The organism is Corallococcus sp. AB018 (assembly GCF_003986945.1).
In the GTDB taxonomy this organism is placed as follows: domain Bacteria; phylum Myxococcota; class Myxococcia; order Myxococcales; family Myxococcaceae; genus Corallococcus; species Corallococcus exiguus.
On record NZ_RAWR01000113.1, the window covers coordinates 23,326 to 32,856 of the forward strand.

The 9,531-nt window shown below is 69.9% G+C and carries 8 protein-coding genes; 2 read left to right on the forward strand and 6 right to left on the reverse strand.

What is annotated here, in order from left to right:
• Nucleotides 1-37 precede the first annotated feature (37 nt).
• Nucleotides 38-2,296 (forward strand): M4 family metallopeptidase, encoded by a 2,259-nt coding sequence (locus D7Y11_RS23605; protein ID WP_121754166.1) that lies wholly within the window; start codon nt 38-40, stop codon nt 2,294-2,296.
• 100 nt (nt 2,297-2,396) lie between these two features.
• Here D7Y11_RS23605 and D7Y11_RS23610 read toward each other — a convergent pair whose 3' ends face one another.
• From D7Y11_RS23610 to D7Y11_RS23625, 4 genes are all read right to left on the reverse strand, one after another.
• Nucleotides 2,397-3,674 carry a DUF418 domain-containing protein gene (locus tag D7Y11_RS23610; protein WP_126934857.1) on the reverse strand — a complete coding sequence of 426 codons (1,278 nt, stop codon included), beginning with the start codon at nt 3,672-3,674 and terminating at the stop codon, nt 2,397-2,399.
• Between the two features lie 69 nt (nt 3,675-3,743).
• Nucleotides 3,744-5,045, reverse strand: a complete 1,302-nt coding sequence (locus D7Y11_RS23615) for a DUF418 domain-containing protein (protein ID WP_121754164.1) — start codon at nt 5,043-5,045, stop codon at nt 3,744-3,746.
• Nucleotides 5,046-5,128: 83 nt separating this feature from the next.
• Nucleotides 5,129-5,968 carry a metallophosphoesterase gene (locus D7Y11_RS23620; protein WP_121754163.1) on the reverse strand — a complete coding sequence of 280 codons (840 nt, stop codon included), beginning with the start codon at nt 5,966-5,968 and terminating at the stop codon, nt 5,129-5,131.
• A 65-nt stretch (nt 5,969-6,033) separates the two neighbouring features.
• On the reverse strand, nt 6,034-6,393 hold the full coding sequence (locus D7Y11_RS23625; RefSeq protein ID WP_120577300.1) for a response regulator transcription factor: 360 nt from the start codon (nt 6,391-6,393) through the stop codon (nt 6,034-6,036).
• A 129-nt stretch (nt 6,394-6,522) separates the two neighbouring features.
• On the opposite strand from D7Y11_RS23625, the gene D7Y11_RS23630 reads away from it, so the two are divergent.
• Nucleotides 6,523-6,888, forward strand: a complete 366-nt coding sequence (locus tag D7Y11_RS23630; protein WP_014399416.1) for a helix-turn-helix transcriptional regulator — start codon at nt 6,523-6,525, stop codon at nt 6,886-6,888.
• A gap of 14 nt (nt 6,889-6,902) precedes the next feature.
• On the opposite strand, the gene D7Y11_RS23635 is transcribed toward D7Y11_RS23630, so the two are convergent.
• Nucleotides 6,903-8,117, reverse strand: a complete 1,215-nt coding sequence (locus tag D7Y11_RS23635; RefSeq protein WP_121754177.1) for a DUF790 family protein — start codon at nt 8,115-8,117, stop codon at nt 6,903-6,905.
• Nucleotides 8,104-9,516, reverse strand: a complete 1,413-nt coding sequence (locus D7Y11_RS23640; RefSeq protein WP_255431117.1) for a DEAD/DEAH box helicase — start codon at nt 9,514-9,516, stop codon at nt 8,104-8,106. Before D7Y11_RS23640 ends, D7Y11_RS23635 begins: the two co-directional genes overlap by 14 nt.
• Nucleotides 9,517-9,531: the final 15 nt, after the last annotated feature.

The following is a 9,531-nucleotide window of genomic DNA, read 5'->3' on the forward strand; positions in this document are numbered from 1 at the left end:
CACAGTGTTTCCTAATCTTTCCCCTTAGGAGGATTACATGTACGAGAAGCGAGTACGCGGCGCCCTGGGTGCCGCAGCCCTGTCCCTGATGGTTGGCGCTTGCACCGATGGCGCTCCTGCGGCGAACACCGAGGACGCCAACATCCAGAAGGCTTCCGCCAATCTGTCGGCGGGCCAGAAGGTCATCGCGGCGGACTCCGACGCGGTCCCCACCTTCCTCACCGGTTCCTTCGGTTCCGTCCCCGCTCCCTCGGCCATCCAGGGCATCGCGGCCCAGCAGCAGCTGGCGCCGGTGCTCGCGGGCGTGGCGCCGCTGTTCCACCTGAACCCGAACGACCTGTTCCTGAAGCGGGCCTACGTCGGCTTCGACGGTGACACCCACTACCGTTACGGCGTGACCCAGAACGGCATCCTGGTTCAGGACGCCGAGGTTCGCCTGCACGCGCGCAACGGCTCCGTGTTCGCGGTGAACACCAACGCCCGTGGCGACCTGCAGGGCGAGCTGAAGGCCACCATCGCGTCCGACGCGGCCATCTCGGCGGCGGTCGGTGATCGCGGTTCCCCGGAGCGCGCGGCCGCCAACGGCGAGCCCCAGCTCGTGTACCGCCGCTCGGGCAACGAGCTCATCCTCGCGTACGAAATTCGCGTCGTGGGCGAGCTGAAGGACACCACCCCGGTGGATGACTCCGTGTACGTGAACGCCAAGACGGGCGACGTCTTCGAGCGCGTTCCGCACATCCACTCGGCGAAGAACCGCCAGGTCAACGACATGCAGCACAAGACGAACGTCCCCACGGGCGGCGTTCGGGCTCGGTGGGAGGGTGATGCGGCCCACGCCGACGTGGTGGTGAACAACAACTACAACCACCTGGGCACGGTCTACGACTGCTACCAGAGCCTGTTCGGCCGCGACTCCATCAACAACGCGGGCGCGACGCTGAAGAGCTTCGTCCACTACAGCAACAACTACGTCAACGCCTACTGGGACGGCACCCAGATGGTGTACGGCGATGGCGACGGCGTGAACGCCTCCAACCTGGCGAACTCGCTGGACGTGACCGCGCACGAGCTGACGCACGCGGTGACGGAGAACGAGTCCAACCTCACCTACTCCGGTGAGTCCGGCGGCCTGAACGAGTCCCTCTCGGACATCTTCGGCGCGGTGTGCGAGTGGTACGGCAAGGGCAAGGTCATCGACGACGGCACCTGGATCGTCGGCGACGACGTCTGGACCCCGAGCATCCCGGGTGACGGCCTGCGCTACATGAAGAACCCCACGCAGGACGGGGACTCGCTCGACTACTACCCGGACTACGGCTCGGGCGTGGACGTGCACTACAGCTCGGGTATCTCCAACCTGGCGTTCTACCTGATGTCCGAGGGTGGCACGCACCCGCGCGCCAAGACGACCCAGGTCGTCACCGGCATCGGCTTCGAGAAGGCCGCTCGCGTCTTCTACAAGATCAACGCCGACCTGCTGGTTGCGTCCTCGAACTTCGAGGCGGCGAAGACCGCTTCCGAGCAGGCCGCGACGCAGCTGGGCTTCACCGCGGCGGAGATCGCCTCGGTGGGCAACGCCTGGAAGGCCGTGGGCGTGGGCGTGCCCGTGCCTCCTCCGGTGACCACGCCGATCGAGAAGGGCGTGCCCGTGACGGGCATCAACGGCACCTCCGGCAGCAAGGTGTACTACTCGGTGACCATCCCCGAGGGCGCCACGGACGTGACCTTCACCATGTCCGGTGGCACGGGTGACGCGGACCTCTACGTCCGCAAGACCAACGCCCCGACGGACTCCCTGTACGACTGCCGTCCGTACAAGTCCGGCAACGCGGAGACCTGCACCTTCGCCACCTCCGGCGCCAAGGGCATCTGGTACGTGATGATCAAGGGCTTCACCTCCTACACGGGCACCAGCCTGTCCGTGACCTGGAAGGGTGGCTTCGAGGACATCGGCAACGAGACCCGCATCGAGGGCCTCTCCGGCGTGCCGGGCTCCACCCGCACCTTCATCATCGACGTGCCTGAGTTCAAGAAGGACTCCGGCATCAACACGCTGTCCATCGCGCTGGGTGAGGGCGAGGGCAACGCCGACGTCTACGTGCAGGCCGCCGCCGCCCCGACGTTCACGTCCTACCTGGGCCGTGGCGTGAGGGAGAGCGCGACGGAGAGCGTCATCCTGCGCAACATCCCGGCGGGCAAGTACTACATCACGGTCGTCGGTGTGCCGAGCCTGGTCGACACCGAGGTTGACGGCTACATCAACACCGTGTTCGCGGCCTCCTACAAGGTCAAGTAGTGCCTGAAGGTGTGGGGCGCGGCGAAGGTGCCGCGCTCCGCTCCTGAGACCCCGGGCTCCCGCCTCCTCGCGGGACCCGGGGTTCTTTTTTTGTCCCGCTTCAGTTCACCGCGTGCGCCGCGGTGGGGCCCAGGCGCATGGGCTGGGCGCGGCCGTAGGTGAGCGAGCGCCACAGCCACTCCACCGGGCCGAAGCGGAAGCGCGCCAGCCACCAGTGGCTGAAGGCCACCTGTCCCGCGAACAGCAGCAGGCTGAAGACCACCGTGAGCGACGGCGGCGTGCGGCCCACCAGGCCCAGGCCCCAGCCGTCATACAGCGTGATGCTGAGCACGGACTGCATGAGGTAGAGCGTCAGCGCCATGCGGCCCGCGGGGGTGAAGACGCCCAGCACCTTGCGCCAGCGCTCCTTCTGGAAGAGCAGCGCGAAGGCCGCCGCGAAGCCCACGCCCAGGAAGAGGATGCCCACGTCCTTGGGGATGCGCATCCACACCAGCCACCCCGGCAGGCTCGTCACGCCCCGGTACGTGAGGTTGAGCGCCAGGACGACGAGCCCGATGACGCTGCCCACCCCCAGTCCCCAGGTGGCCAGCTTCCGCAGCAGCGGACGGTGGCGCTCCACGTCCTGCAGCAGCCCCCGGCGCCCGGCCCACAGGCCCAGCAGGAAGCGGCCCAGGATGATGGACAGCAGCACCGGGCGGTTGGGGTTGGGGATGCTGGCCCAGCCGTAGGCCGCGTTGGCCTGCTGGCTGGTCACCACCGAGTCGCTGGAGAGGCCCGCGAAGAAGGCCGCGCGGCGCTCCGCGTCCTCCTCCCGCGTGGCCTTCTGGGCGCGCTCCGTCGCCGCCGCGCCGTCCAGCATCACCGGGAGCACCCGCTGCCCGATGGAGAAGACGGTGGGCACCACGAACAGGAACAGCGCCGCCCAGACGAGCACCGTCTTTTCGGAGCACTGGCGGAACGACAGCAGCAGGAAGCCCACCAGCGCGTAGGTGGTGAGGATGTCGCCCAGCCAGATGGCGAACATGTGGACCAGCCCGATGCCCAACAGCACGAGCAGGCGGCGCCGGTACACCGGCACGATGGAGGTGCCCCGCCCTTCCGCGCGCGTCATCTGCAGCGCGAAGCCCAGGCCGAAGAGGAGGGTGAAGAGGGTGACGAACTTCTGCTCGATGAGCAGCGCGAAGAGCGAATTGACCGTGAGCTCCAGCGGCGACGCGGCCAGCGCCAGGGCCTGCTCTTTCGGCAGGAACAGCCGACCGTTGAACCAGTTCAGGCTGTTGGAGATGAAGACGCCCAGGAGCGCGAAGCCGCGCAGGGCGTCCAGGGCGTGGACGCGCTGCGCGCTTTCAATGGGACCGGCGGAAGGGGACTCGGACATGCCGGGCACTACATGCTGGCGCCCTCGGCAGCGTCAAATCACGCGCCCGCCCTGATACAGCGATACATCTCAGTGCGCCGCGCGCGCCTCACCGGCGGGGGCCAGGCGCATGGGCTGGAGGCGGCCGTAGGTGAGTGAGCGCCACAGCCACTCCACCGGCCCGAAGCGGAAGCGCGCCAGCCACCAGTGACTGAAGGCGACCTGCGCCGCGAAGACGCCCAGGCACATGAGCACCGTGCGCGACGGCGGCGTGTGGCCCACCAGCCCCAGGCCCCAGCCGTCATACAGCGCGATGCTGATCACCGACTGCGTGAGGTAGAGCGTCAGCGCCATGCGGCCCGCGGGCGTGAGTACGCCCAGCACCTTGCGCCAGCGCTCCTTCTGGAAGAGCAGCGCGAAGGCCGCCGCGTACCCGCAGCCCATGAACAGGTAGCCCACCTCCCGCAGGGTGCGCATGCCCACCATCCACGGCGGCTGGCTGGTCTGTCCCCAGGGGCCGCCCGGGGTGCCCCGGCTCCTGAGATAGAGCACCAACGACAGGGTGGCGACGGCGCTGCCCACGCCCAGCCCCCAGGACATCACCCGCACGAGCAGCTTGCGGTGGCGCTCCACGTCCTCCAGCAGCTTCTGGCGTCCGGTCCACAGGCCCAGCAGGAAGCGGCCCAGGATGATGCACAGCCAGATGGGACGCCCCGGGTTGGGCAGGTTCTGCCAGGCGAAGAGGGCGTTGGCCTTCTGCGACGTCAGCACGGACTCGCTGGACAGGCCGGTGAGGAACGCCGTGCGGTGCGCGGCCTCCAGGTCGCGCGTGGCCTTGGCGGCGGCTTCCGCGGCCTCCTTGCCGTGCAGCAGCTCCGGGCCAAAGCGCTGCGCGATGGACAGGGTGAGGGGCAGGACGACGAAGAGCACCGCCACCCAGGTGAGCACCGTCCTGTCCGAGCGCTGGCGGAACAACAGCAGGACGAAGCCCACCAGCGCGTAGGTGCTGAGGATGTCACCCACCCAGAGGGCGAACATGTGGACCAGGCCGATGCCCAGGAGCACGAGCAGGCGGCGCCGGTACACCGGCACGATGGAGGTGCCCCGCCCTTCCGCGCGCGTCATCTGCAGCGCGAAGCCCATTCCGAAGAGGAGGGAGAAGAGGGTGACGAACTTCTGGTCCACGAAGAAGGCGTAGAGCTGGCGGACCACCGCTTCCAGCATGGGCGCGGCCAGCGCCTGTGCCTGTTCGTTCGGCAGCAGCGACCGGCCGCTGAACCAGCTCAGGCTGTTGGAGACGAAGACGCCCAGGAGCGCGAAGCCGCGCAGGGCGTCCAGCAGGTGCACGCGCTCGGAGAGCTCGACGGGGCCAGCGGAAGAGGGCTCGGGCATGGCGTGCAACTACACGCCCGGGACTCCGCACCGTCAAACACGTTGGGTGTGGCGCGGCCCGCGTCGAGTGGTGACTCGCGACGTCACGGCGGCGGGGCGGGCTTCTGAGGACCGGGAAGGACTTCACGCAAGCAGCGCTCCAGGCCGCCCCGGTGACGCCATTGCATGGGGTAGCCCAGGGAGACCTCCTCGAAGCGCACGCCGTCGCGCCACAGCGTGGCCGGCATGTGCAGGTGCCCCGTCACCACCACCTCCGCGCGGTAGCGCGTGTGCCAGTCCTCGGTGAGGCGCGTGCCGCACCAGATGGAGAAGCGCGGGATGCGCGGCAGCCGCACGTGCTCGTAGCGCAGCGGGTAGTGATTGATGAGGATGGTGGAGCACTCCGGCGGCAGCCGCTCCAGCCGCGCGCGGGTGCGCTCCACGCGCGCGTGGCACCAGGCCTGACGGGTGGGGTAGGGCTCCGGATGCAGGAGCACCTCGTCCGTGCACATCAGGTCGTCCTCCCAGGCCCACTCCAGCGCCTTGTCCGCGGGCACGGTGTCCGGGCGGAAGGTGTAGTCGTAGCCCAGGAACATGGGGACGATGACGCGGGGCGGGCCCTCGCCGGGCCAGCGCGGATACGGGTCCTCCGGCGTGAGCGCGCCGAAGCGGTGGCACAGGTCCACCATGCGCAGGTAGCGCGCCTCGCCCTTCAGCGGAGGCTGTTCGGAGGGCATGGTCCACAGCTCGTGGTTGCCTGGCACCCAGACGACCTGGCGGAAGCGCGCGGTGAGCGTGCGCAGCATCAGCTCCATTTCCGCGAGCGTCTCGCCGACGTCGCCGCCGACGATGAGCCAGTCGTCCGGACGTGGCGCGAGTGCCGCCAGCGCCTCGTGGTTCTCCTTGTGCCGCAGGTGCAGGTCGCTGATGGCGTAGAGCTTCATGGCGTGCGTGGGGGAGTCCCTACCTTAACGCTCCCCGCCGCGCACGCCATGGGAACGCCCGGCCGTCAGCTCAAGGAGGTCAGGAGCGCCAGCACCTGCTGCGGCGGCGCGGCGCGGTCCATCCAGGTGATGCCCTCCTCCCGCAGCCCGCGAGACGGGGGATGCGTGGTGTGCAGCGCGCACGCGGCGCGAGGATGCTGGGCGCGCACGCACGTGAGCAGGCACAGCCCGTCACCATCCGGCAGGCCGTAGCCGCACACCACCACGGACGGCGCCGCTTCCCCCATCAGCCGCTCCGCTTCGCGCACGCCCAGGGCGAAGCGCTTGTCTCCGGGCAGGTACCTGGAGAGCCGCCGCAGCGCGGCCAGCGCACGCGGATCCGCGTCCACGAAGAGGAAGCTGGGTGGGCTGGAGGACTCTCGCATGAAGGCAATGGGTGGTGCGGACGGGCTAGACGCAAGAGGTTGTGTCGCGAAAAGCCTACCCCGGAAGTTCTTGGAAGCCAACCTCTCAAGTCATATCGACATGGGCGAACCCGGTAGGTTAACGACCCCATGGAAAAGACCCTCGCATCCCGGCTCGGAGGCGCGGCCCGCGTCGCCCGCACCCGCCTGAACCTGACCCAGGCGGACGTGGCGGAGCGCATCGGCATCGCCAGTGAGGTCTACGGGCGCCTGGAGCGCGGCCACATGCTGCCCAGCATCCAGACCTTCCGCCGGTTGTGCGTGGTGCTGTCCATCTCCGCGGACGAGGCGCTGGGGCTGAAGCCGTCGCAGGACGTGAAGTGGGCCGCGGAGCCTCCGTCCGACTACGGCGAGTCCGCGGAGCTGCGCCGGCTCCTGCGTCGCGCGAAGCAGCTGGATCGGGGCTCCGTCCGCATCCTCAGCGTGCTGGCCTCACAGTTCAAACCGCGGAGCTGAGGGCGCTCCGGCGCTCATCCGGCCTTCGCCGCGCCGTCCCATCGCGCGAGCCGTTCCCTCAGTTTCCGGACGGAGGGAAAGCCGTTGAAGAGCACCACCTGCGGGTGATCTTCCAGCACCTGCCGCTCCGCCGACTCCTTCGCCAGCGCGCGGTCCACGCCCAGGAGCAGCCCCGCGTCCGGACGCGCGCGCAGCTCCGCCAGCCGGCGTGACAGCGGCGCCGCGTGCCACGGGTGGAACAGCTCCAGCGCGACCTCCTGGCCCGACTTCCGGTGGCGGAAGGTGAGGTCCGGCACGCACAGTCCAGCGGCGCCGGTGTGGCGGGGCAGGGGCGTCAGGTCCAGCGCCCAGGCCTCATCCTCGAAGCCTTCCGCCAGCGCGGCCACCTCCGGCGGCACGTGCCCCAGCGCGGCGGGCAGCGGGGACACCAACGGATCCTCATGGGAGAGCTGGAGCGTGGACCGCTTGCGCGCGTCCTCCAGCACCGCGGAGAGCTCCCAGCGCTCCAGGATGGGAACCACGGAGAGGAAGCTCGCGAGCTGCAGGCCGTACTTCTTCTGCAGGGACAGCATGGCGCCAGGGCCCTCCACCTCCAGGGCCCAGTCCTCGCCGTCGCGCCGCACCTCCGCCACCAGCCGGCAGAACTTCAACCAGCGCAACAGCTTGCGCACGCGCAGCAGCTCCGGCGACCGCGCGCGCAGGGTGAGGCGCCGGGCGTTGAGCAGCGGCCCCTGCGCGAGCGCCAGGTTGTAGCGGTCCAGGAGTCCCTGCGGAGTGAGCGCTTCGCCGTCCCAACCGAGCAGCTTCCGGTTGCCGGGCAGGTCCGAGTAGAGCGCCTCGCGCGTGTCCGCCAGCGGCGCGCCCAGGGCCTCCGTGAGGCGCGCTTCGTAGGCCTCCAGCGTGGTGTCCGGCGGAAGGGTCCGCAGCACCTTCGTGCCCACGAGCAGCGTGCGCCAGCGCGCCTCCGTGGCGCCTTCGCCGGCCTCGTCGAAGATGAGCCGGTCGAGGAGCAGCTTCACCAGCCCGCGCGCGACCTTGGGGCGGCTGAACGCTCCGGCCTTGAGGCTGAAGGCCTCCTCTACATCGTCGCGGCTCTGGCCCCGGAAGGACTCCGCGTCCGCGAGCAGCTCCTTCGCGAGCGCCTGGAGGGACGGGTCGTGGGTCTTCACGAAGGAGGGGCGCAGGATGCCTTCGCGCACGCGCGAGGCGAGCAGCTCACGCGTCAGCATCTGGCGATCCCTCCGGCTCCTGGTAGGCGCGGTGTTGCCGGCGTCTTTCGCTGATGCCGCTCTCCGCGGTCTGCGCGGAGCACACTTCGTACAAGAGGGCGCGCTTGCCGGGGCGTTTTCGCAGGATGCGGCCCAGGCGTTGGACGTGTTCGCGCACGCTGCCGCTGCCACTGAGCACCACGCCCACGCGAGCGTCCGGCACGTCCACGCCTTCGTTGAGGACCCGTGAGGTGAGCAGCACCGGCAGCTCCGCGCTGGCGAACGCGGCCAGCAGCGCCTTGCGCTCCGGCAGCGGCGTGTGGTGCGTGAGCGCGGGCAGGAGCAGCTTGCGCGCCAGCGTGTAGACCGTCTCGTTGTCGTCGGTGAAGACGATGGCGCGGTCCTCGCGGTGCTCCAGCAATATCTTCCAGAGCGCGTCCAGCTTGCCGCTGGAGGTGAGCGCGATGCGGCGCTGCTCCCGGTAGCCCCGGTACGCCGCGCGCCCCTCGTCGCTCCGCTGACTCTGCGCCAGGAAGCGCGCCCAACCCTCCGGCGACGCGAGCGGCACGCCCAGCTTGCGCACGAACGTGATGTAGCGGCCTCGCGCCTCGTCGTAGCGCGCCTTCTCGTCGGGCGTGAGCGGCACCTCGATGCGGCGGACCTCGTAGGGCGCCAGGTACTGGCCCTGGAGTTCGTCGATGCCGGTGCGGTGCACCAGCGGGCCCAGGAGCTCCTCGCACACGCGCTCGCCGCCGTCCGCGCGCTCCAGCGTCGCGGTGAGTCCCAGCCGGTAGGGCGCGAGCGTCCCCTCCGCGATGAAGCGATAGCTGGGCGCGGGCAGGTGGTGGCACTCGTCGCAGATGAGCAGGCCGAAGCGGTTGCCCGTGAACTCCATCTGCATCGCCGCGGAGTCGTACGTCGTCACCGTGAGCGTCTGCCGGTCGTTGACGCCGCCGCCCACCATGCCCACCGGGGTGGCGAAGTGCTTCGCCAGCACGCCCTGCCACTGCGCCATCAAATCCAACGTGGGCACCACCACCAGCGTGGGCCGCTTCACCCACGCGATGGCCAGCACCGCCAGCAGCGTCTTGCCCGCGCCGGTGGGCAGCTCCACCAGCCCCCGGCCTCCCGCGCGCGTCCAGGCGTCCAGCGCCGCGCGCTGATGCGGAAACGGCTCGATGGGCACCGCGAGGGGCAGCTCCGCCGGCTCGAAGCGCTTCGCGCGGTCCTCGTAGGGCAGCCCGCATTCGCGCAGGCGCAGGACGACGTCGCGGTAGTGCCGCGCGGGCGCGCGGAAGACGCCCGTGCGCGCGTCCTTCTGGAAGAGCGCGTGCAGACGCTCGTCGTCGGGCAGCGTCGGGGCCACCAGCGTGCCGCTGTCGTAGTGCAGCTCGGTGAGGGGGGAGGGCAGGGGCTCGATGGCGGACGCTCGGGA

Excerpts from the sequence above, each read along its gene's own strand:
- D7Y11_RS23620 (WP_121754163.1), bottom strand. The coding sequence starts at position 5,968 with ATGAAGCTCTACGCCATCAGCGACCTGCACCTGCGGCACAAGGAGAAC.
- D7Y11_RS23630 (WP_014399416.1), top strand. The coding sequence starts at position 6,523 with ATGGAAAAGACCCTCGCATCCCGGCTCGGAGGCGCGGCCCGCGTCGCC.
- D7Y11_RS23610 (WP_126934857.1), bottom strand. The coding sequence starts at position 3,674 with ATGTCCGAGTCCCCTTCCGCCGGTCCCATTGAAAGCGCGCAGCGCGTC.
- D7Y11_RS23615 (WP_121754164.1), bottom strand. The coding sequence starts at position 5,045 with ATGCCCGAGCCCTCTTCCGCTGGCCCCGTCGAGCTCTCCGAGCGCGTG.
- D7Y11_RS23605 (WP_121754166.1), top strand. The coding sequence starts at position 38 with ATGTACGAGAAGCGAGTACGCGGCGCCCTGGGTGCCGCAGCCCTGTCC.
- D7Y11_RS23635 (WP_121754177.1), bottom strand. The coding sequence starts at position 8,117 with ATGCTGACGCGTGAGCTGCTCGCCTCGCGCGTGCGCGAAGGCATCCTG.
- D7Y11_RS23625 (WP_120577300.1), bottom strand. The coding sequence starts at position 6,393 with ATGCGAGAGTCCTCCAGCCCACCCAGCTTCCTCTTCGTGGACGCGGAT.